Raw genomic sequence first — 22,598 nt, 5'->3', positions numbered from 1 at the left:
CCATGACCCAGCCCGGAACGTCGCCGCGTTCAGTGTCATCCTTGGTGTCAAGGGGCGCAAATACTGCAAGCAGAGCCTTGATGTAGGTGTCGGTGAGTAGCTTCTTCATAGTGTTTCTCCTCTATGGGTCTGCCCTAATAGGCAACTGGTGGATAAGGTCTAAAAATTAAGGTTCAGGAGTGATATCCCCGGGAACATGGCAAAGAGTACAGTGAGGGGGAGGATAAGGAAAACAACTGGGGCCATCATGCCGATTTCTTTTTTCCCAGCTGTCTCCATGAGCTCCCGCTTGGCATTATCGCGGACATCTTGAGCCTGGGCTCTCAGCACATCGGCAAGCGGCGTGCCTCTCTCGATAGCGACAACCAACCCATCTACAAAACGGGCAAGAGCGGCTACTGAGGTTCTTTGAGAAAAGTTTTGTAGTGCAGAGACTAGAGGCTCCCCCGTACGAGTCATGGCAAGAATCTCTTTAAACTCCTGGGCAAGTTCTCCGTTGGAACTCCTCACCACTCTTTCAAGTGATCCTAGTGCTGATTCACCGGCAGTAACGGAGAGGGCCATAAGTTCAGCAAGTGCTGGGAATTCGGCCAGCATCGCTTTTTCCCTTTTCTTAATTTGCTGACTTAGCCAGTAGTCCCGGCCAAGATAGCCACTCATCCCTGCCAAAGCAATAAGAATAAGACCGGGGATAAGTCCGATTTTCCCCTGTGCTGCCCCCAAGGCCACAAGACATGTGCCCATCATGAGAGCAGAAAGGCACCAAAGTACCTGCTGAACCCGGTATTCAGCGATAGTAAGGCCACCCCCGAGCTGATCTATTCGCTTTTCAAGACCGGCCGGGTCAAAGCTTGAGCTGCCGACAGCTTTATAGGCTTTCTCAACCCAAGGCCCCAGCAAGCTCATGCTTGCACCGTACAGCCCCTCAGGTAATGTCGCATAGGGTTCAGAGCCCCGGTTATTGCGTAGCTCGGCAGCCCGAAGTTGTGGCGCAATACGATCAGAAAAATCTTCAGTTCGGTGCCTAGTAACGCTTGAATACACAAGCCACATTCCGGTAGCGAGCAGCATAGCTAGAAGCAGTGCGGAGTTCATAGTAGAACCCTCTTTTCTTCAGGCAGAGCGCCAATCCTCATCATCAAGCGATAGGCAATAACTGTCAGAGCCAGGCCCCCACCCAGCACCGCAAAACCGGCAAAGCTGTTATAGATACGGATAGTGCTGGGCTGGGTTGCCATCAGACAAAGAATCACCCACGGAGCAACACAGGCTAGACGCGCCGCATTGATTGTCCACGATTGCCTAGCTTCAAGCTCAGAACGCGTCCTACTATTCTCACGTAAGAAGCTAGATAAAGTTCCAAGCAATCTACCCAGGTCGGTACCGCCCACCTCACGCGTTACTTTGAGTGCCTCGATAATATTGTCAGCTGTTGGGTCACTCAGCCGGTCTTTCAAACGGTTGAGAGCTGGCAGGAATTCACCACTTGCACGATAGTCAGAGGCAAAAGAAGCAAATGCTGGACGCAAAGGTTCTGGGCCTCGATACTGAAGCTGCATAAGGGCATCTGGTAGTGACATACCGGCGCGAATAGCGGACCGGAGATGATCCACAGCGTCGGGCCAGAGATCACGGAGCTGGGCCTGGCGCTTATTTGCCCGGTGCTTGACCATCATGCGAGGTGCAAAAAATCCCACAAGCCCTGCCAAGAGAGACAAGGGAATCAGTGAGGTGAGCGCAAAGATAAGAACAAGACCTAGAAATCCTGAACAGGTGGAGAGCGAGTAGAACATGCTCACCGTTACCTTTTCAAGATCAGCCTGCCGTAGGAGCTGCACGAGAGCTGGGATTGGACGAGGCTTTTTAGCTTTGGGCGGCAGATCCCAAAACGACATATAGGTTAGCAAGCCGCCAAACCCAAGGCAGATACCGAGAAGAACACCCATCAGTCTGCCTCCTCAAAGTTAAGAAGCTGGTCAGGCACAAAACCCGCATAGTCGAACTTCTCGGGTGAAGGAACCTCAGAGGCCACGCATATCAGTCTGTCACCATCACGTTTGAACAGAGTAGTTGTTTCGATAACCCCGTTCTCAACACGGTTACCAATTGCGATAATTTCCCGGACCTGCCTTTTACCATGCAGGTCTCGGGTACAGTGAACAACGAGGTCAAAGCAGGATGCAACGGTCGGAACGACAAAGGAACTTGAGATGTTCTCCCCCGCAAGAAGAGGTAACGTACACATCTTGGTAATTGCATCGCGTGCTGAATTTGCGTGAATCGTGCACAGACCCGGTAGACCTGAGTTCAATGCTATGAGCATATCTAGTGATTCGGCTTCACGGACTTCACCAATAATCAGCCGGTCAGGTCGCATACGCAGTGCTTCCTTAACCAAACGTCTGAGCGGAATCTCCCCTTGGCCTTCGAGGTTTGGCTGGCGGCATTGCATATTCACAACATCGCGTAGCGGAATCTTTAGCTCAAAGATTTCCTCACAGGTAATAACGCGCTCGCGCATACCAATCGAAGCAGCCAGGCAGTTCAGCATGGTCGTTTTCCCAGACTGGGTAGCCCCAGAGACCAGGACATTAAGGCCGCTAGCAACTGCCGCATCAAGAAACTTAGCAGCGTCAGAGCTCAAAGACCCCAGCTTAACCAGGTCAGTCAATCTAGTCGCCCGGGCAATAAATTTCCGGATGTTGATAGACCAGTGTTTTCTGGTGACATCAGGAATAGCAACATGCAAACGGGAGCCATCTGGTAAAGAGCTATCAACAAACGGAGTACTAAGGTCTAGGCGGCGACCAGAAGTTTTAAGCATCCGCTCAACCAAAGCCCTAATCTGTTCTTCGCTGAGGATCAACCCGGTGAGCTCCGATTCGCCGGCACGGGCTACAAAGACCTCAGTCGGTGAGTTAATCCAAATCTCCTCAATGGACGGATCATCAAGATACTGCTGAATTTCACCAAAACCGCAGACACGGTCAAACAGGGTATTAACAAGCTGGTCAGTTCCTTCAATCCGGGGAACCAGCCCACGCACCATCTGTTGCTCATAAGACCGCAGCGCCTTGTAGATAAGCTCTTTCGCTTCATTCTGCTGGGCTAGCGGGTCGATACTGCTCTTGCGGATTAGCTCACGCACATCAGACTCAATCAGACGCTCGGCTTCTGTGAGACCCATGAGCCATCACCTGCGCTTCCTTGCAACTCGCTGCTACGTTCATCAACAAGATACAGTTGATTAGTGTAAACAACCAAAGCATTTCTCAGCTCACCTGTGGATAACCCGCATCAGGCACAGTCCTAGGAAAGCAATTAAAATTTGTAAGACCTAGCTGACTAGGTAATACTCACGGCTTAGCTAGTCAAGCACCTCTTCCACGCCCTCCCTTGTGTGTGACGTAACATTTTGGCACACAATATGTTACTCACTAGTAACAACACAGAAAGATGCCCGCAGGACATAGATCCTGCGGGCACCTTTACCAGGGCAATCGAGCTACTGGTTCTTGGCTCTCATGAACTCAATAGCCTGGTCAATCGGGCCGTCAAACTCCTTAGTACCGTGATCCAGCACGACACCGCGCTCACAAATCTTTGCCACCAAATCAAGGTCATGGCTGACAACCACCAGGGTCTTACCCTCGGCACTGAGCTCCTTAATCTTGGCAATACACTTCTTCTGGAAAGGCTCATCACCCACCGCAAGAATCTCATCAACCAAGAAAATCTCAGGGTCCGTATGCACAGCCACAGCAAAAGCTAGGCGCAGATACATACCCGAAGAATAGAACTTCACCTCGGTATCAATAAAGTCACCAATCTCTGAGAAAGCAACAATCTGGTCGAATTTCTCTTCAATCTCTTCCTTTCTCATGCCCAGGATAGCGGCGTTCAGGTAGACGTTATCCCGCCCGGTCAGATCCGGGTGGAAACCAGCGCCTACCTCAATCAGGCCAGCAATACGTCCCCCAGCCAAGATGCTGCCCTCATCGGGGTGCATCACTCCAGAGATTAGCTTGAGCAGAGTCGATTTACCCGAACCGTTATAGCCCAGCAAAGCTATGCGCTCACCCTCACGGACCTCCAGCGATACCCCGTTGAGAGCATTAAACTTCTCGTTGAGGTCCCCTTTACGGCCCTTAATCAGCCAAATAAAGGCCTCCTTCATGGAGCGGGTATGCCTTAAGACAAAGCGCTTAACCAGCGAATCGACTCTAATCACAACGGGGGCGTCAGGAGCGACCGGTGGCAAATCAAATTTCCTTACATCCACATGAATCAGAGCTCCTGAGCAAAGTTACCCTCAAGCTTGCGGAAAAGCGTATCGCCAATCCACAGGGTAACCAGTGAAATAAGAAGTGCTATAGGAACCCAGAAAGTCAGCAGGTGCGGGGGAATCTGGGAGGTTGGCAGTTGCGCGGCGTCAGCCGATAAGGTGGGAATCCAGAAGGCGTAGTGGAACAGCTCCACCGCAACAGTGAGCGGGTTCATCAGGTAGACGTTTATGACCCAGGGATAGAGGCTATCTCGCACCATGGTCCAGGAGTAAAGTACCGGTGAAAACCAGGTTGCCACCATCAGGAGCATATCCACAATATTCTCTGAATCGCGGAAAAATACATTAGCGACACCGAAAATAAGGCCTAGCCCGGCTGAGAACAGCATGATGATAGCCATACCCACGAAAGCAGCGCCAATCTGCTTGATGTCAGGGCTCCACCCAGCGAAGAAACAGGCAGCTAGAAGCACCACGATCTGAGGCACAAAGTGAATCAGCGCTACCCAGACCGTCGAAACAGAAAAGAGTTCACGCGGAAGATAAATCTTCTTAATCAGAGCTCCGTTAACCACCATTGCCTTGGCACCGTTACTAAAGCCCTCCGAGAAGAAGTTGATAACAATCATGCCTGAGAACAGGTAGATAGCGTAGTTCTCCATGCCCCGCTCAAGCCCCAAGAAAAGGCCCATGGCAACGTAGAAAACACCGAACTGTACACCCGGTTTGATATAGGACCACAGGATGCCGAGAACGGAGCCTCGGTAACGGACCTGAATTTCCTTATCAACCAGGAGTTTGAGCAGATAACGGTTATGGAAAACATCTCGTAGTCCCCTCCCGCGCCCGGGGGGCGATAGGGGAACAGTCTTTATATCACTCATCGGGTCAGCTCAGACTCCGTATGCTTCTCAAAGGTCTTAGCCCAGGCATCATAGGACGCTACCCGGTCAGCAGCTTCACGGTACTGTCGACTGAGGTCAGCCCAGCCGCTAAAGAGCTTGGCATGCAGTTTGGTTGCTCGGGCAAGATTCTCCCGGAGCTTCTTGGGGTCACGCTGATACCAGAACACACCGGTTCCTTCAGCATTGGTTACCAGCAAGGAGTCAAACTTAGAAACAGTCCACCAGCGGTTCTCTGAGTAGTTCAGCTGAATCTGCGGGTGTTTCTTAGCTAAATCATCAACCGGCTTGAAAAGCTGACGACCCACCGTGGAGATGGTCCAAGGAATCAGCTTCTGGTAACCCGGTGAGCTAAAGTTACGACGCCCCTTGAAGGGAGGCTTAGTGGTCTTGGGCTGAGGATAATCATCAAAATCCGACTTAAGTTGCGCGTCCCTGAACTCCTTGACCTTGCCACGGATAACAGGCAGACGTTCGCTCAGTGAGGGATGCAGATGCTCGGGTCCAGATAGCAGATCCTCAATGGCCATCAGGCGACCTTCCTCAGTGTAGTACTGCATGGAAAGAGCGTGCTTGACGTCCAAGAAGAGGGACTCACGCAAAACAGACCCGCCCTTTTCAAAAGGTGAATGAATCAGAGCGGTAATCAAACGGTTACGCTCGTGGAAATAAGCCTGCCAGCCGACAGAGTCGTCCTTATCCTGCCACGAAACATGCCAAAGGCCCGCACCGGGGAAGGATACGGTTGCGATACCAGCTGCTTTCGCACGAAGACCGTATTCGGCATCGTCCCACTTGAGGAAGAGGGGAAGCGACAGCCCAATCTGCTTAATAACATCGGTAGGAATGAGGCACATCCACCAACCGTTGTAGTCAACGTCTACGCGACGGTGCATCCAGTGGGTGCTACGCAGGTTACTCTTGCCCAGATCATGTCCCAGGGACATGTCATCGTGCGGCTTGTCGTAGAAGGTTCGCCAGGGGTTAACAACCTCTCCGAAAGCGTGCAGAACAGAGCGGTCATACATATCAAACATATGACCACCCACAATGGTGGGATTCTTACAGTAGTCTGCGAACGTAATAAGTCGCAGGATAGATTCAGGCTCCACCACAACGTCATCATCGAGTAACATGACGTAATCGCTGCCATTGTTGACAGACTCAAACATGCCACGGGCAAATCCACCAGAACCACCCAGATTAGCCTGGTTGATGATGCGGAACTTACCGGACAGAGGCTTGACGACCTCTTCAAAGTCAGGGTGATCTGATACTTTTTCGGTGCCCTGATCCACAATCAAGATTTCCTGAACAGTCTCAAGAGCATCAAGGTTTTCGCCCAGTGAGCGAATGTTATCGATGCAGTACTGGACCTTGTTCATGGTCGTAATCTGAACGGTAGCTTTACCGCCGTTTTCTCCCAAACGAGGAGTAATAGCACCGCACCACTCAGCCTCAACAAGGGTGAGGTCTTCTGTGGTTGCGCTCAAATCAAACCAGTACCAGCCGCCGTCGCCAAAGGGGGCAAGCGACAGTTCAAACTCAGTCTTTTCAAGACCAGAGAGAACCTTAGCGTCAACACGTTGAATGACGCCTCGGGCATTGGACTTGTAAACCACAACCATGCCTTGGCCGGAAGTTTCTAGGCGCAGAGTCACCGATTTGAGCGGTGTCCAACGGCGCCAGTAAGAAGCCGGGAAAGCATTGAAATAGGTACCGAATGAAACGGTCTTACCGGCGCCCAGATGGGTCGAACGACGGCTCAGCATATCCGGAGCAGAGCTTTGGGCAGAACCATAGTTTGCCCCTGTATTCTGATCCTGCCGTGCTGTGGCTTGAGCAATTGTTTTGCTGGCATCACCATCTAGGCGGGTGGGTAGCTGAACGCCGGTTGCGCCGCCACTATCGATGTAGAGCGGGATAACATCGGTTTGAACAGCCTCGGGTAGAATTACCCGTTGCAAAACACGCAACTGCGTAGGTGAAATTTGAGTAGTTGTCATCATCGTTTTATCTTAGGCGTCGATACCGCCAGAAACCAGTTTTTCACCCTTTTCAAAGTGTGGACGTAGCTTGTTGTCGAACATGGAGAGGGCTGCGCCGATTGCCATGTGCATATCGAGGTACTTGTAGGTACCCAGGCGTCCGCCAAAGAGGACGTTCTGCTCGCCGCCAGCTAGTTCACGGTAACGCAGAAGCATGTCGCGGTCAGCGTTGGTGTTAATCGGGTAGTAGGGTTCGTCGCCCTTTTCAGCGAAACGTGAGTATTCACGGTGGATGACGGTAGCTTCCTTGGTGTAATCACGCTCGGGGTGGAAGTGGCGGAATTCGTGGATACGGGTGTAGGGATGGGTTGCATCGGGGTAGTTCATTACAGAACAGCCCTGGAAGTCCTCAATATCGAGCACTTCTTCTTCGAGGTCAATAGTGCGCCAGGAGAGGTTGCCCTCTGCATAGTCAAAGTAGCGGTCGACCGGGCCGGTATAGATAACGGGTACTTGGCCGAGTACCTTAGAACGTGAGTATTCGTGGCCTTCTTCAAAGAAGTCAGTATTGAGGTGAACCTCAATATTGGGGTGAGCTGCCATGCGCTCGAGCCAGGCGGTGTAGCCGTCTACGGGCAGGCCCTCATACTTATCGTTGAAGTAACGGTTGTCGTAGTTATACCGCACCGGTAGACGGGAGATGATTGAGGCAGGAAGGTCAGCTGGGTCGGTCTGCCACTGTTTTGCAGTGTAGTGCTTGATGAATGCCTCGTAGAGGGGGCGACCAATCAGGGAGATGCCCTTATCGTTGAGGTTCTTGGGGTCAGTACCTGCTAGTTCGCCTGCCTGTTCCTGAATGAGTGCCTTAGCTTCTGCCGGCGAGTACGCTGCATTGAAGAATTGGTTGATAGTACCCAGGTTGATGGGCATGGGGTAGACGATACCCTTGTGGTTAGTGTAGACACGGTGGGTGTAGTTAGTGAATCCAGTAAATCGGTTGACGTATTCCCATACGCGCTCGTTGGAGGTATGGAAGAGGTGGGCACCGTAGCGGTGAACCTCGATACCGGTACGTTCTTCGTTCTCGCTATAGGCGTTACCACCGATGTGGTGGCGACGGTCTAACAGGGCTACTTTAAGACCGAGTTCGGTTGCAGCTTGCTCTGCGATGGTCAGGCCGAAGAGACCCGAGCCTACGACTACAAGATCAGCGTTCACTTACATACTCCTTGTTAGGGGCTGCACCGTCTGGTGACAGTGGAACCGTGCTCTGCTACTACAGCGTAGAAGCGTACTGGTCGTACCAACCCGATTATTGGGTAAATACAGTCACTTACAAAATTACCGGATAGCGGTCTGTCTCGCTCACAAACAGGCTGGGAAGTCTGTGTGATTATTCCCCATTCTCACCGCATGGGGCTGTGAGACTGAGATGGCTGGCTCCGAAAAATTTTTTATGCAGCGGGGAGTCATAACAATTGATGCGGGTTGTTTCTCTGTTTTCTTTCCTTGTCATGCCACATAATCTGGTGTTTTATACGGAGCCATGGAGCTTTTATTACATGTTCAGCAACCTCAGGGAAACAGATACAGAGTTATCCGTTTGCACTGCGAGGGGAAGGTGACTGGCGAAGATTGCCGCAGAGGCCTTGCCTCCCTTTGGGGGAGCTCTCAACAAGCCACCTGGTTCATTGCGGGTAAAGATATACGTGACCTGGTCCCTGGCCAGCCGCCCTTGATCAACCGAGCTGTACTCACAACAGCACCCCATGCAAATTTGAGCGAAGTTACCCCAGATGCTGAAGCTCCTCTATTTGAGCTTAGGGTTCTGCACGGCCCAGATTCACAAACAGCTTTCCCTCTCACACGCGGGAAGTGGCCAGTAGGTCGCCAGGCTCCGCTCCTGAGAATCCAAGATCCTGCGCTCTCCCCTATCGAGGGATATTTTTTGGTTCAAAGTACCGGTATCGTCTACCGAGCCGATCACCTTGAACAGAAAATAAACCCCGGAGAAGTGTTTCAGCTAGGCTCCAGCATCTGTTCGATAGACCCCTGGGATGAGCAACCCGTATTATTCCGGGACCCGGAGGAAGTCGAGTTAGATGTTCCTGCCCCCCGTTCCAAACTAGCCTTGGTCCTCATGGCTGTTCTGCCCATCGGAATAGGTTGCCTCATTGCTTGGTTCACAAAACTCTGGTTTATTCTACTGATGGCCTGCGGCTCTTCGCTCCTCATGGGGATTCATGCCTTGTCACAGGGGAAAGAGAGCGGCAAGTTTCGCCGGATAGTTGCCGAAGCGGTCACCAATGAGCAGGCAGCTATCCAAAAGTTTCGTGGCGTCAGGTACCTAGCCCAAGGCTCAGGTATCGCCCTGGGCAGAGGAACCAGGAAAGCACGTATTCAAGGAAAACACCGGGATATAGCGGCTGTTCCCCTCCTGTCGAGCACCCCCTGGCTATGTTCTGCACAAGAGCTCAGTGATGTAGCGGGGTCGCTACCTACCGCAACCCAACGCTTGGCTCTATGTCAGCTGATCAAGACAGGCCTACCGATCTATGTTCTGATAAGAGGACAAGAAAACTCTGAGTATCTCCGCTTGGTTGAGCCCTTAGTTACCTTTGAACACGTCCAGCTCATCGATTCGGGTCAGCTGCCGGGGCTACAGAATGGTTTGCTTATCTGTTCGACTCCTGTTCCTGATACGTCTGACGGTCTTATGCAATTTGTTCTAACGCCCCAAGCTAGCACCCGAATCCTACAAGTGCCCGGCTGGGACAAGCTATTTTTGGACGGGATTTCTACTGAAACATATACCGCACTTCTCTCCCAATCCACTGGTAGAACTACTGCCTCACGGGCCCTCCAGACAGCTGACTCCGCAACCTCAGAAATACCTTTTTTTGCGCCCCCTGCCTGCCAAAGAAATCTGCCTGAGAGCTTTCCGACTCATGACCAAGATTTATCCATGTATGTTGGTCAAGACCTCGATACCCACCAAGATCTTGCGCTAGGCCTTACAAGACATGGGCCTCATTTCCTCTGCGCTGGCACGACGGGATCGGGTAAGTCTCAGTTACTCCGTACTATGCTCTGGTCCTTAGCCCTTGGCAATAGCCCACGACGGTTGTCTTTAGTCTTGATAGATTTTAAAGGCGGTGCCGGTCTTGGACCGCTCGCATATCTGCCCCACACCAGCCTTTTTATCTCAGATTTAGAAACAGCGGCTCTCCAGCGGTCCCTCAAGTACCTGAAAGCTGACCTCACAAAACGTGAGAAGCTTTTTCGTTCTCTTGGAGTGAGCTCATACGAGGACTACCAATCTTTACGGTTTGGGCAAAAGCAGTACCCAGAATTCCCGGAGGTCATTCTGTGTATTGATGAATTTCGAATGTTAGTGGACAGTTTTCCCGACATTATGAATGAAATAATGCGCATAGCCACCATCGGACGTTCCCTGGGTTATCACCTCATCTTGGCAACACAACGCCCTCAGGGCGCTATCTCACAGGACATCCGGACTAATATCTCAACGGTTCTTTGTCTCCGGGTGAATTCCAGTCAAGATTCTTACAACATTCTTGAGTCTGATGATGCTGCTACTTTGCCAGCCAGTAAGCCTGGCAGGGGCTTCATAAAAGATTCGGAAAATAGGCTCATCGCCTTCCAAGCACCGTTGCTGACCGGATTTTACAGCCCTGACAGTAGAGCGCACTGCTCAGCAAGTTTTGTGCTGGAAGAAAATAAGGGGGCATACACAGGAGCCTGTCCCATATCAGACCAAAACTTGAGTCAGTTCAATGCACAACTAGAGCAGGTCTATGGCTCTTCTGCCTATACACCGGTGCTTCCCGAACTTACCCCGACCACACCACCAGAAACCGATCACCAAAACCTTTTTGGTGTTGACCTGGGAACTTTCGAGATACCAGAGAGCAGTTACCAGGGCCGGTTCTGGTGGTCCTCAGAAGACGGCCCTCTCCTGATGGTGGGCAACCCCATTGATCGGGCTGAACACCTGAAAAGCACCTTGATCCAGGCGGCGGATAGAGGATACGCCATCGTCTGTTGCACTGCTTCTGAGCAAGGTGCGCAGGAGCTGCGTACAGCCCTTGGCTCATCTGAGGCAATCAGTATCTATTCGCTTCAAGATTTTGAGTTTATTCGGTTCATCTTGGCCGATATGGCCCAAAATTTCCCGCACAGAACCCTGCTCGTTATTGACGGGTTAGATAGCTTTCTTGAGAGTCTTATTCGTTACCCGCTCTCTGAATCCCATCTCCTTGAGATTCTGCAGCAGGCAGCACATCACCAGATTTTGACCTTGTGCACTTCTCTAGCTGTTCCTCGAGGAAAATGGCAAGCCCTCTTCCCCTACCTCGCTTTTACTCAATCTGCGGTAAAAAATGACCCTACCCGTTCCACCAGTAAAACATACAGCCTTCCAACCGCAGGGCAGTTTGCTCTTGAAGGGCCTCTTATTGAACAACACGGTGGTCCGAAGGTGGAAGCGGGGACGCTGTGCTGGTCACTGGCACCAAGTGGAAAGGAGAGGTTGGCTACTGTCGCTTTATCAACCGGGCTTTCCTCCCGCTGGAAACAGCTCCCAACTCTTTGCACTGTCGCGGATGTAAGTCTCAAAACCGATAAGCCCAGGAAGAGGCTTGCGATAGGTCTGGATCGTTGGGGAAAAGTCGCCACTCTACCAGAGACGCGAGGAGGTTTTATGACTATTAGCGGTCCTCGGGGATCAGGTAAGACAACCTGCCTCAAGGCCCTCGCTACGCTCAACCGTAGCTACCCCATGGTGTATATCCCCGCTGGACCAAGCATCAAGGTCGACATTCTTAGGGAGACCATCGATAGATTCGAGGACTCCAAGAGACGCCCAGTACTGCTCATTGATGACATCGACAAGCTTAGCCACGATGTCCAGCATCTCGTACTCTCACGAAAGGAAGATTTTGAGCTGGTACTCGTGGCCTACACGCCCTGGCCCCGATGGAGTAGTTCGCCCATCCTATCTGCCCTTAATGGCACTGCCACAGGCATCGTTTTACAACCCGAAATCGCTACAGATCTTAGCTTCTACCCTGGACATGACCTGCCTCTTGACCTCAAAACGATGGGAAAGGTGCCACCGGGTAGAGCCGTTATTATTGAGTACTCAGACTGCTACCCAGTCCAAGTTGCGTTTACCGAGGGGTAACAGTCACATAATCAACGGTGGATTTTGCGCATACCGCAAGAATAACCACACCGCTCAAGATAACCGCCCCAGCCCCGATGAGTAGCTGACCGCCCAGAGCGGTTTGTATTCCGATGATAAAGGCAAACAGTTGCCAGACCAGGACGAGAGGTTGCCCGAATCTACGCCCCTGTAGGAGAGCATATGCCCCTACTGCCAGCGCTAAGGTAACCATTAGGTAGAAAGCGGCGATAACTAGCGTGGTTCCCCTATCTGCTGAATCCATAATTCCTAGCCCAGTCCTAGCAAGAAAATAGATCACCTGTCCCAACGATATTGCAAGGGTAATTTTCACGCTCAAAGGTGCACCGTGAAGAAGCTGTTTCATGCTGTGAGACTTTCATGGCTGATCTGGTAAGTACTATTTCTATCTAGGATAGGCGGGCAGGAGTGTTTACCCTCACGCCGCAACACCAGTTCAGAGCTCTCTGTGAGATTTACCTCAGCTCATCACTGTTATTTTCGCCAACAACCTCTTGTCTGACGGTCTATATCGTGGGAAAGTTATTGAGGTTCACGTTTGGCTCCTTAACCTAAGGAGCCAAATTTATTGTTTAGTAGCTGGTGGTTCAACCAGCATATTCCGGTACACCCTGTAGGAGAGCATGCTAATGGATTGGCGAAGCCGTGCTGCTTGTCTCGAGAAAGATCCCGAACTCTTTTTCCCAGTAGGAAATACCGGGCCCGCTCTACTTCAGATTGAAGAAGCCAAGAACGTCTGTCGCAGCTGCACTGTCATGGATACATGCTTGCAGTGGGCTATCGAGACTGGCCAGGATTCTGGTGTCTGGGGCGGTATGAGTGAAGACGAACGACGTGCCATGAAACGTCGTGCCGCCCGGGCCCGCAGGGCATCCTAGCGGTTCTGGCACTCAAGAAAACCTATCAGGGGAAGCCTTTGACGGCTTCCCCTGAATTTTTTGGCCCGCTAGGAGATGAGAGCGGTGATAGTCACCTGTGTCCCTCCCTCAGGTAGGCATGACCAGTGAATCGAACCGTTTAACTCACTAGATACCAGAGTCTTCACAATCTGTGTTCCCAGCCCCGTTGTGCTGGCCCCTTCTTCAAGTTCCCTAATCTTTGCGCCGCTGATACCTGCACCCGTATCTGCGACAGTTACAGTTAGCCGGTGCTCCTGGTTATCGCTGTAGTGATGCTGGCAGCGCAAAGTAACCGTTCCAGTTTCTCCAGCCAGCCCATGCTCGACGGCATTTGCTACTACTTCGTTGATAACCAAGGCAAGCGGAGTTGCGATCTGGCTCGGTAACCGCCCAAAGGGCCCTTTGACAAGTGTTTCTACCTGTTGTCCGGGGGATGCCAGCTCAGCGGCCAGCCGGAATTGACGACCAATGAGATCATCGAAGTCAACGTCTTGCGTAAGCCCCTGAGAGAGGGCTTCGTGTACGAGGGCAATAGTTGCCACGCGACGCATAGCCTGCTCCAGCCCCTCTTTGGCTTCTTGGCTGGTCATTCTACGAGCTTGGAGACGAAGCAATGCAGAGACGGTTTGGAGGTTATTTTTTACCCGATGATGTATCTCTCGAATAGTTGCGTCCTTTGACATCATCTCTAGCTCACGGCTTCTTAGCTCGGTGACGTCTCGGCAGAGCAGAACCGCCCCATAACGTTCCTCTCCCAGCCGTGAAAAGCGCCGAAGGGGTATCGCCCTGAAACTGACATTTTTTCTGCGCGCTTTAATTTCAGCCCGCCAGGGCATTCGGCCGGTAAGAACCAGAGGCAAGGTTTCGTCTGCTTTTTCTCCTGCTGGTAAGAGCGAACGAGTAACCTCTAGAAGGCTTTTACCAATCATGTCGCCCGAGAATTGGAGTCTTTTGTATATCGAGAGGGCGTTAGGTGATGCGTAGCTTACCCTCCCGTCGGTATCAAGCATCATGAGCCCATCGCTGACTCGAGGGTTACCGTGTGCAGTACCGACCGGGGCTGAGAACTCCGGCCAGGCACCTCGCGACACCATCTGGAGTATATGGTGCGATACGTCACGATAGGCCCGCTCAGCTTTTTGGCGTTTGCGGGTACCCAGGCTTTCCCTGTGGACAGAGAGCAAAGCCACCGGGCGGTTATTTCTAATCAGTGGGATGAACTCAGTCTCAAGAACAATATCGGTCAGGTTGTTTTCATCGTTTAGCGTTTTGGGGGTCTGGCTATTCCAGCTCGCTATTGCCCGTTCACAAAGTGACTTGTGGAGGGATCTGCCTACCAGATCTGAATGAAAGACGGTATGCGTGGTGGATGGTCTGATTTGAGCGAGGCTAACAAAGCTTGCTTCAGATGGTAAAGACTGTGAGAGCGCAAAGAATCCTTCAATACTCTCGGGATCGGGGACCCACAGCATGAGGTCGCAGTAACCGGTATCAGCGATGATTTGCCACTCGTTTGTGAGCAGATGAAGCCACTCAATATCACCTGGCCCATAGGCACCACTCCGTTCAAGGGTTTCTGTCAATGACATGCTGTGTGGCCTCCTGGCTTGGGTCAAAGCCTACGAGCTGGAGCGCGAACGGCTTGGGAACCTAAAAGATAATCTCTTCTTTTCTACCACGTTCTGTGAGGAACCCCCATTTTCGTCAGGGGTAGGCCCTGGTTTAAGCCCCAGGCGTGCCCGTGTAATTGCTTGCAGGTTATGGAGCTCCTTGGCGAGCTGAGAAGTCGGGGCCACCTCAAGAATCGTTTTGCCGGAAAGACGGGCCTTATCGGCTGTGCCAGCATCCTCAGAAATCACAAGGTCGATAGGGTGTGCTGGCCCAAATCGCTGCCATGAATGGTCTAACGCTAGACGCGCAGAAGGTCCTATGGCTTCTGAGCGAACACGGTTGAAGACGATAGAAATATCCTGAGGATTTTCTGGTTGAACAGTTTGGATGAGCTGGTCATAGGCTTTAATCAGTCGGGGTACACCCACAACATCTGCTAAGCCAACCAACACAATTCCGTCAGAGTCTTGAAGGCTTACTAGGCTTGCTTCGTTGCGTTGCGGAGCGATGGAATCGAATGAAAGCGCTTCGTCTTCTTCCAGGCAAAAGGCTGTATCGGCGATGACCAAGTCATACTTCTGCAAGAGGGTTTCGTAGACCTTAGCAAGGCTGGTTCTTCTAATTTCAGCCCACCGGTCTGCCCTGTTGATGCCGGTAACAATGTCGAAGTATGAATCTTTGTGGCGGACCGTTTGGACCAGTTCCTTGAGATGCCTTTCTTGAACGGGCCCTCTCTCTGCCTGGTGGCAAAGCTGAGCGAGACTGGAGTAGTCATCGGTGAGCCCTAATACTGCACCGGCTGAGGCACCGTAGGTATCGGCGTCCACAAGACAGGTCTTATAGCCAGCTTCTGCGTAGGCTGCTGCCAGGTTTGTGGCAAGCATTGTTGTCCCGGGGGCACCGAGCGGGCCCCAAACGGTGAGAAGCTTCCCTGGCAGGCTCTCGCTCCCCGCCTCTTCCCTTATCTGAGCCTGTGCCCCTGGTGCCTGGGTCAAGTCTCTGACTTGTTCAGGGGGGCAGTCAGCTTGTGGGGTTTCGGTTTCTTCCAGCAGGATTTTGACAGAACGCTCAATTGCTTCAACTATTTCTTGTGTATCTGCCAGAGAGTCAACGATAGTTACATTATCTAGGGAGGGCGGCGCATGAGTATCTGCAACAATGCACACTGATAGTTCCATCTGATGCAATGAGCTGATCAGGGACTGGGTCATCTCATGAGCCTGGGTAACGACTAAGACAGCGCGAGCTATTCCACTTTGTGCAATGCCCAGCATCTCGCCCATATCATGAACGTGTCGCACCACACTGACGTGGCCTCGCTGGGATTCGATGGCTGAGATAAACCTGCCGCCCTCATCCGCTACGACGATAATCGGAATCTGCATCATTGGCGACCGCTTTCATAGGCCGAAGGAACCAGGTTAATGACAGAACCATCGTTTGAGGCTCCCAGCACCTGCGAGAGATATTCGTTATTGACCCATACTTCGACGGCAGAGCGACCGGTGCCTCCGATAATTGATTCTTGGGCTGTGACAGAATGAATCTCAGCCCCCTCGACAATAGGTTCCGGATCACCAAAAGAGTTTGAGCCTTCTTCTTTGCGGGATACCCAGATATCAACTCTGTCGCCTGCAGAAAAGCCAGATACAGCGTACTGATCGAGCAAAAGGGTCACGAGTCGCCGCCCCTCACTGACTTCAGAGGAGACGGCATTGGGCGAAAGGATTTCACCGGCTTTCAGAGGGCGTGTGGCGACAAGCCCCTCAGCCAAATCTTGCTCAGCTGAAATATATTGAGGTGCGGCATCGCCCAACCGAACTTGAACGACTTGCACGTTCTCCCTACTAATCCGGTCACCTATGCCCAAGTCTTTACTCACGGCATAGTAAGGTTCAGTCTGGTTGGTAGCACGGATAAGGCCTACTGTAGCTAGAATTGAAAGCACTATGATGAGCACACCAACAAGTAGCCGTGGATCTCTCAAGCCAGGTTTCTTAAAACGCGGAGCGGTCTGTTCATGAGCCATCTGGCCACCTCCGTCAGCTAGGTACGAAATCTATTGATGACAGTAGTTTTACTAATCAGAGGTATAAAACAAAGTTCAGAAGGGTTTTTACCTCAAAGTTACGCAGAAAATAAGATGTTTTCCACAGCCTTTGCTTTTCACCCCTAGATACCCCAAAATGCACTAAAATTTATCAAAGACATCATTCTGTTGGCACCTAGCGCAAAGGTTTCTCTTCCATGGCTCAGCAACGCTTTCTCACCCTGACCGATGTAGGCGAGATTCTCAACATCACCCCTAGTCAGACTCGTGCGCTGGTTCGCTCAGGGGAGCTTAAAGCAATTCAGATTGGTGGGCGAAACCAGTGGCGAGTTGAAAAATCAATGCTGGAAGAGTACATCAAGGAACGCTATGCCATGACGGAAGAGTCAATACGCTCCGGGCAACCGGCCCAGGAGGACCAGCTTCTCTAAAGCTTGCACTAAAGGGTTAGCTACCAGCAGCTACCCTCACTGCCGCAATTGATGTAAATGGAATAGTCCGCACAAACGAGACTTTCTTGCCTGATGCCTGAGTCCTTGTAGCAAAGAGCTCGCAGTAATCTGCCCCCACAGCTGAAATGTGCCCCTCCGTGGTCAGACCGGCAGATCCGTTGTGTATCACGATAACCTCACGATGCCCTTTAGCGAGAGCCCGCAAGGCTGAACCGATTGTTAGTTTTCGAGAAACAGATTCAGCCTCAACATAGGACTTATTATCGCCGCCTTCCCACCAGACAATTTCCTGAGTGCGAATTATCAGATCACCTGTGTCGGTTGATAGCTGGATCCACCCCAATCCAAGCCCGATGAGTTGCCCTCGCCACGTATCTCCCGTGCTACCGTGCACAGACAAGGCAACCCCCAGCTGGGCAGCCAATCTATCTGCGCAGGTAACTTTTGAGCGCTCCATCATGCTCAGTTCACGCGCATCTGCCTCGTAGTCGCGCACTCTTTGTGCCTGTAGCTGCACTTCAAAGTCTCGGAATAAACGATCCAGGCTGTTCATGTACCGAGGATATCCCGAAGTCAGGGCATAACAGAAATATAGTGAAAAAATTTGCGAATACTCTTGCCTGAACATAAAACATCAGTAAGATAAATCATAATTCATCAAATGACATCAAATGAAACGATTTGGGGTGTAGTGATGAGATCCTATGGTTTTCGCCATCTGCTGGCAGCGGCGGTACCTCTGCTCTCGATGACAGGGGCACTGACCGGTTCCTACCTGTTTTTCACATTTATAGAGGCGGCCGAGGTACCGGCAAAAGCAGTTACTGCAGAGATCTGGTCCCAGATATTCATGACCTTGATGAGCACTTTTGCCTGCGGCTTGATTGCTCTGTGGTGGTCTAGTAGCTATTTTCTCTACATTTACCGGCTCATACTTTTTAACTTGAGAATCAGCACTCGCGCCCCCTCCTTTCCTCGGTGGGCACCCTCAGCGCTTAAGGTACTCATCAGTGGCTCACTCAGCGTCAGCCTCATCGCTGGTCCCCAACAGGCGCAGGCTTTAACAGCCGATGACTCAAGCATCAGTGTTAGCCAAACCGCTGAAACCACACCAGCTATTATCTCCGCTGAAGGGCAGGACAATATTCCACCTATGCCAGAAGAATACGGGGAAGGCGCATACTCAGTATCTGAGCACGGCGCTACTTCATCATCGATAACACCGCTGTTTGCCTCTTCAACACCCCCAAAGCCTGTGGCGGTTACCCTGGCCAGTAGTCACTCCAGGCAAACAATCTCACCGCTCTTCGGTGGATTGACATCGACCAGCCAGCAAACTGAGACCTCCCCACCAGAACAAAACTGCAAGGCAAATGCTGGCTCTAGCCACTACAGGGTCAAACCGGGTGACTCGCTATGGTCAATAGCAGAAAACCATATGCCAAAGACAGCAAGCGGAGCAGAAATTCTCCACTGCGTTCATGAGATACAAGACCTCAACAGCAATCTGATTCCAACCCTTGACTCATATATCTTCCCAGGCCAAGAGATACTACTTCCCCGATAACCCTCAGCTAAGGAGTAAGACCATGAAAACAGCATTCCCAGATCGTGAACGACCCCAATTCATTGTGCTTGAGGCCAGCGATTACGCAAAAAATTATGCTCACTACTTTGAGAAAGGTAGAGCCGCTACACCCTCTCAAGACCTTCCCTACATCAGTGAAGAAGAATCAGCCGTTGAACGATTAGGCGTTCGCATCGGCACAGCCTGTGTTGAAGTGTTCATGGGCAGGCGTCCGCTACACCATCTTTCACCGTGGATGACAGCAGGATGCTACCGAACCATCTCTCAGAATCTTTCCAGAATACAGCCTGCAATAGCTCAAAAGCTTAAGGACTACCCTCCCATCGAACCCCACCGCGCTCCAGCTTTGATCCGCCCCCGGAGAGTTATCGTCCAGAAAGTATCTCCACAGGCTTACGAGATTAGCCTCCTGGTAACCGATGGCTGCCGCACAAGAGCAGTTGCACTCAGGGCGGAACGGAAACGTGGACAATGGAAGATTAGTACCCTGCTCATTGCCTAATATATTTCCCCTATAACAAAAGCCCTGGTACTCCTTGAAGTGCCAGGGCTTTTCAGTAGGCCTGAGTGTTAGTCGAGGTAGTCCCTCAAAACCTGTGAACGGGAGGGGTGGCGGAGCTTGGACATGGTCTTAGACTCAATCTGGCGGATACGCTCACGTGTCACACCATAGACCTTGCCAATCTCATCAAGGGTTTTGGGCTGCCCATCAGTCATGCCAAATCGCATAGCAACAACGCCAGCTTCGCGCTCTGACAGGGTGTCAAGCACCGAGTGTAGCTGCTCTTGCAAGAGGGTAAAAGAAACAGCATCGGCGGGTACCACAGCTTCGGAGTCCTCAATGAGGTCACCAAATTCCGAGTCTCCGTCTTCACCCAGAGGGGTGTGAAGCGAGATAGGCTCACGGCCGTATTTCTGGACCTCGATGACTTTCTCGGGGGTCATATCTAGCTCAGTTGCAAGCTCTTCGGGGCTGGGCTCACGGCCCAGGTCCTGAAGCATCTGACGCTGAACACGGGCGAGCTTATTGATGACCTCGACCATGTGTACAGGGATTCGGATAGTACGTGCCTGGTCAGCCATAGCGCGAGTAATAGCCTGACGAATCCACCAGGTTGCGTAAGTCGAGAATTTAAAGCCCTTAGAGTAGTCAAACTTCTCTACCGCACGAATCAGGCCCAAGTTACCTTCCTGGATGAGGTCCAAGAAGAGCATGCCACGCCCGGTGTAGCGCTTAGCCAGCGAAACAACGAGACGGAGGTTAGCCTCAAGAAGATGGTTCTTTGCACGACGTCCGTCGTGGATAACCCAGCGCAGTTCTTTCTTAAGCTGGGGGTCCATATCGGGGTTCTCTTTGAGCTTGTGCTCAGCGTAAAGACCAGCTTCAATACGCATGGCAAGATCAACTTCTTGCTCTGCATTGAGCAGAGCGACCTTACCGATCTGCTTAAGGTAGTCCTTGACCGGGTCAGCTGTAGCACCGGGTGTTACGACACGGATTGCCGGGGCATCGTCTTCGTCGTTGTTGGTCAGAACGAATCCGGACCCCTTAGCAGCAACTTCTTCCGCTACCTTTTTCTCTTCTTTAGTCACTGAATCGGTATCATCCTCGTCGTTCTCTTCGTCGAGGTCATCACCGAGGGCGACATCGTCAAGGGCAATATCATCATCCAAGACAAGGTCATCATCGTCAGCAGACTTCTTGCCCTTTTTTGTTGTTGCTTTTTTAGTTGCAGTTTTTTTGGGCTTTGCCGTGGTGGTAACAAGAACATCGTCCTCGTTATTTTCTACGGCCTCTGCTTGCTCATCAGCCTTTTTTGCCTTGGCGCGAGTAGAGGTTTTTTTAGCGGTGGCCTTGGTTGCAGCGGTTTCGCTGCTTGCTTTCTTGCGTGCGGCTGGTGACACAGAAAACCTTTCTGAGCTAGTTGACCGTAGCGAGTGTGATGCGGTGTTCGCGGTCAAAACACCTAAGACCCTGTCAAGTAGGTCCGGTAGATTTACAAAAATATCTCTAGCTTCAACAGAATGCCTTTGGATTTTATTCCAATATATTTTCTTGAATCATGCGGCCACACTACAAGCGGGGTCAATAGTCAAGTATGACATGTTTTAGCCCTACTAGCTAAGCGGCGCGATACTTACCAGCAGATTTCTTGTATTAGCGAACAGGGGGTGCTCCCCCAGGCTGGGTAAGCCACATAGGAATAGTGCTGCTGCCCAGCAGGCTCTTCAAGAGAAGCGGGGAAGACTCCAGGTATTTTTGATCTGCACTTTCAAGAAGGTAAGAGGCTTCTGTGGAGTTCCCCCGGAGCCATTTAACCCAGGCTTGGCTCGCAATCAGCATAGATTCACACTTATGGCAAGCGATATTTTCGAAAAGGGCGCACAGCCGCTCCAGAGCTTCTAGCCTGCACCAATGAGGGGGCCTTTCAAGGGATCCTGAAAGCACCCCGGCAAAATGGGCCCCTGCTTCGTTGCTGTCGGCAGGCTCACGCATGCCTTGAGCGCTGAGGGTAGGGCTTATTCTCTCAAGATCAAAGGCTGACAGAGTCTCTGCCGAGGGTAACAGCCTTCTGCTACTCTTGCCTGCATCATCAAGAAAGAATTGAATATATCCCTCCATCAGACCCAGTGCTGCGAGAGTGTGCGATAGATCTGTGCAGGCAAGGTAGACCAAGTAATGCAAGGTGGCTGAGTTCGTCAGCGAAGCTACAAGATAGCCGGCTGCATCAGGCGGAACCGTTGTTCGAATGCGATCGCCTAAAGTGGAGGGAAGTAGATTGTTCTCTTTCTCTAAGCGGACAGAATCAGCGACAGCTCCAAGCAGGCTATCCCAGAGCATCAGCTCTGCTTCTGCTTGAAAAGGCTCCAGCGGGTTAAGGGTTTGCTTCATCTCGATATACCGCACAGCGGCAGCCTCTGCAGAGGCCAGCCACAGTTCTGTTGTGTGTGGATGCTGAGTATCTAACGGGTTCCATTTTTTGAGGCTAAAAGCTTCATGCGAGCTACTGGATACAAGGGATCCTCGTGAAACAAGTTCTGCATAGACCGGGCTAGAAAAGATATCGTTTGCCCACCCTACAGGCTCCAAGCCACCGGTTTCAGGATTGACCGACCAGTAGACAGTTCGCCCCACCGCGATGACATCAAGCACCTCAAGATTATGCCTCGAGCCAGTGCTCCGAATGGGTTCTAGGTAGTAAATAGCTCGCTCAAATAATTCTTGATCACTCTCAGTTATCGGCCCAGCAGGCTGGGTTAAAGGAGTGCTTGGGCATGTGCTAAGCAAGCCCCCGAACATCAGAACAAAGATCCTCTGAAGGCCCTCGTTGAGACCATTCAGCCTTGGAATAGAGCTGAAGAGAGTATCTAAATAGTCCTCCGCAGGCATTTCAAACGGGTCGGCCATATCGACCCTTATCAGCGGTCCGACCCCTGAGCTTTCTGCAACCATGAGAACCAGGGAGTCCTTAGGCCAATACCCTAGAAGGTGAACACAGGTTGCAACGACGTCTCTCTCAGTCCGAATACGAGAAGTTAAGGCTGAGGAACTGCTTATGTGAGAAGAACTGTTCATGCCCCCAGTGTCAGTGTTA

19 protein-coding genes are annotated in these 22,598 nt (G+C 51.6%); 5 read left to right on the top strand and 14 right to left on the bottom strand.

Going from position 1 to position 22,598, the window contains the following annotated elements:
• Window positions 1-159 precede the first annotated feature (159 nt).
• The 7 genes from ACN082_RS06890 to glf form a co-directional block, all read right to left on the bottom strand.
• A complete protein-coding gene (locus tag ACN082_RS06890) occupies window positions 160-1,095 on the bottom strand; it encodes a type II secretion system F family protein (RefSeq protein WP_419100114.1) in 936 nt (311 codons plus the stop codon).
• Entirely contained in the window at window positions 1,092-1,946 is an 855-nt protein-coding gene (locus ACN082_RS06885; protein ID WP_419100113.1) for a type II secretion system F family protein, read from the bottom strand. The genes ACN082_RS06890 and ACN082_RS06885 overlap by 4 nt, the downstream gene beginning before the upstream one ends.
• Window positions 1,946-3,187 carry a CpaF family protein gene (locus tag ACN082_RS06880; RefSeq protein WP_419100112.1) on the bottom strand — a complete coding sequence of 414 codons (1,242 nt, stop codon included), beginning with the start codon at window positions 3,185-3,187 and terminating at the stop codon, window positions 1,946-1,948. Before ACN082_RS06880 ends, ACN082_RS06885 begins: the two co-directional genes overlap by 1 nt.
• Window positions 3,188-3,505: 318 nt before the next feature.
• Window positions 3,506-4,282, bottom strand: a complete 777-nt coding sequence (locus ACN082_RS06875; protein ID WP_419100111.1) for an ABC transporter ATP-binding protein — start codon at window positions 4,280-4,282, stop codon at window positions 3,506-3,508.
• A gap of 5 nt (window positions 4,283-4,287) precedes the next feature.
• Complete coding sequence (locus ACN082_RS06870) at window positions 4,288-5,169, bottom strand: ABC transporter permease (RefSeq protein WP_419100110.1); 882 nt, start codon at window positions 5,167-5,169, stop codon at window positions 4,288-4,290.
• On the bottom strand, window positions 5,166-7,196 hold the full coding sequence (locus ACN082_RS06865) for a glycosyltransferase (protein WP_419100109.1): 2,031 nt from the start codon (window positions 7,194-7,196) through the stop codon (window positions 5,166-5,168). Before ACN082_RS06865 ends, ACN082_RS06870 begins: the two co-directional genes overlap by 4 nt.
• A 9-nt stretch (window positions 7,197-7,205) precedes the next feature.
• On the bottom strand, window positions 7,206-8,393 hold the full coding sequence (gene glf / locus ACN082_RS06860; protein ID WP_419100108.1) for a UDP-galactopyranose mutase: 1,188 nt from the start codon (window positions 8,391-8,393) through the stop codon (window positions 7,206-7,208).
• A 730-nt stretch (window positions 8,394-9,123) separates the two neighbouring features.
• On the opposite strand from glf, the gene ACN082_RS06855 reads away from it, so the two are divergent.
• A complete protein-coding gene (locus tag ACN082_RS06855; protein WP_419100107.1) occupies window positions 9,124-12,381 on the top strand; it encodes an FtsK/SpoIIIE domain-containing protein in 3,258 nt (1,085 codons plus the stop codon).
• Here ACN082_RS06855 and ACN082_RS06850 read toward each other — a convergent pair.
• The gene (locus ACN082_RS06850) at window positions 12,368-12,646 is read right to left on the bottom strand and encodes a hypothetical protein (RefSeq protein WP_419100106.1); all 279 of its coding nucleotides are present in this window, start codon (window positions 12,644-12,646) and stop codon (window positions 12,368-12,370) included. The genes ACN082_RS06855 and ACN082_RS06850 overlap by 14 nt on opposite strands.
• Before the next feature lie 385 nt (window positions 12,647-13,031).
• Between ACN082_RS06850 and ACN082_RS06845 the strand changes: the two genes are divergently transcribed.
• On the top strand, window positions 13,032-13,280 hold the full coding sequence (locus ACN082_RS06845) for a WhiB family transcriptional regulator (RefSeq protein WP_135013289.1): 249 nt from the start codon (window positions 13,032-13,034) through the stop codon (window positions 13,278-13,280).
• 68 nt (window positions 13,281-13,348) lie between these two features.
• Here ACN082_RS06845 and ACN082_RS06840 read toward each other — a convergent pair whose 3' ends face one another.
• Genes ACN082_RS06840 through ACN082_RS06830 form a run of 3 tightly spaced genes read right to left on the bottom strand, consistent with a single transcriptional unit; the run spans window position 13,349 to window position 16,941 of the window.
• Entirely contained in the window at window positions 13,349-14,890 is a 1,542-nt protein-coding gene (locus ACN082_RS06840) for a sensor histidine kinase (protein WP_419100105.1), read from the bottom strand.
• Window positions 14,891-14,920: 30 nt separating this feature from the next.
• The gene (locus tag ACN082_RS06835; RefSeq protein WP_419100104.1) at window positions 14,921-16,300 is read right to left on the bottom strand and encodes an AAA family ATPase; all 1,380 of its coding nucleotides are present in this window, start codon (window positions 16,298-16,300) and stop codon (window positions 14,921-14,923) included.
• Window positions 16,297-16,941, bottom strand: coding sequence for an SAF domain-containing protein (locus tag ACN082_RS06830; RefSeq protein ID WP_419100103.1), 645 nt, complete (start codon window positions 16,939-16,941; stop codon window positions 16,297-16,299). Before ACN082_RS06830 ends, ACN082_RS06835 begins: the two co-directional genes overlap by 4 nt.
• A gap of 218 nt (window positions 16,942-17,159) precedes the next feature.
• Between ACN082_RS06830 and ACN082_RS06825 the strand changes: the two genes are divergently transcribed.
• Window positions 17,160-17,393: a helix-turn-helix domain-containing protein gene (locus ACN082_RS06825; protein WP_419100102.1), complete on the top strand. Its 234-nt coding sequence runs from the start codon at window positions 17,160-17,162 to the stop codon at window positions 17,391-17,393.
• A gap of 16 nt (window positions 17,394-17,409) precedes the next feature.
• On the opposite strand, the gene ACN082_RS06820 is transcribed toward ACN082_RS06825, so the two are convergent.
• Window positions 17,410-17,967, bottom strand: a complete 558-nt coding sequence (locus ACN082_RS06820) for a hypothetical protein (protein ID WP_419100101.1) — start codon at window positions 17,965-17,967, stop codon at window positions 17,410-17,412.
• A gap of 141 nt (window positions 17,968-18,108) precedes the next feature.
• Between ACN082_RS06820 and ACN082_RS06815 the strand changes: the two genes are divergently transcribed.
• On the top strand, window positions 18,109-18,981 hold the full coding sequence (locus tag ACN082_RS06815) for a LysM peptidoglycan-binding domain-containing protein (RefSeq protein ID WP_419100100.1): 873 nt from the start codon (window positions 18,109-18,111) through the stop codon (window positions 18,979-18,981).
• A gap of 22 nt (window positions 18,982-19,003) precedes the next feature.
• Window positions 19,004-19,504: an Rv3235 family protein gene (locus ACN082_RS06810; RefSeq protein ID WP_419100099.1), complete on the top strand. Its 501-nt coding sequence runs from the start codon at window positions 19,004-19,006 to the stop codon at window positions 19,502-19,504.
• Window positions 19,505-19,572: 68 nt separating this feature from the next.
• On the opposite strand, the gene ACN082_RS06805 is transcribed toward ACN082_RS06810, so the two are convergent.
• Window positions 19,573-20,964, bottom strand: coding sequence for an RNA polymerase sigma factor (locus ACN082_RS06805; protein ID WP_419100098.1), 1,392 nt, complete (start codon window positions 20,962-20,964; stop codon window positions 19,573-19,575).
• A 196-nt stretch (window positions 20,965-21,160) separates the two neighbouring features.
• Window positions 21,161-22,579, bottom strand: a complete 1,419-nt coding sequence (locus ACN082_RS06800; protein WP_419100097.1) for a DUF4192 family protein — start codon at window positions 22,577-22,579, stop codon at window positions 21,161-21,163.
• Window positions 22,580-22,598: the final 19 nt, after the last annotated feature.

The sequence above is a fragment of the Rothia sp. CCM 9417 genome, from assembly GCF_048513575.1.
In the GTDB taxonomy this organism is placed as follows: Bacteria; Actinomycetota; Actinomycetes; order Actinomycetales; family Micrococcaceae; genus Rothia.
Note: the sequence above shows the minus strand (reverse complement) of the source record. Positions and strands in the feature narration are given on the sequence as shown.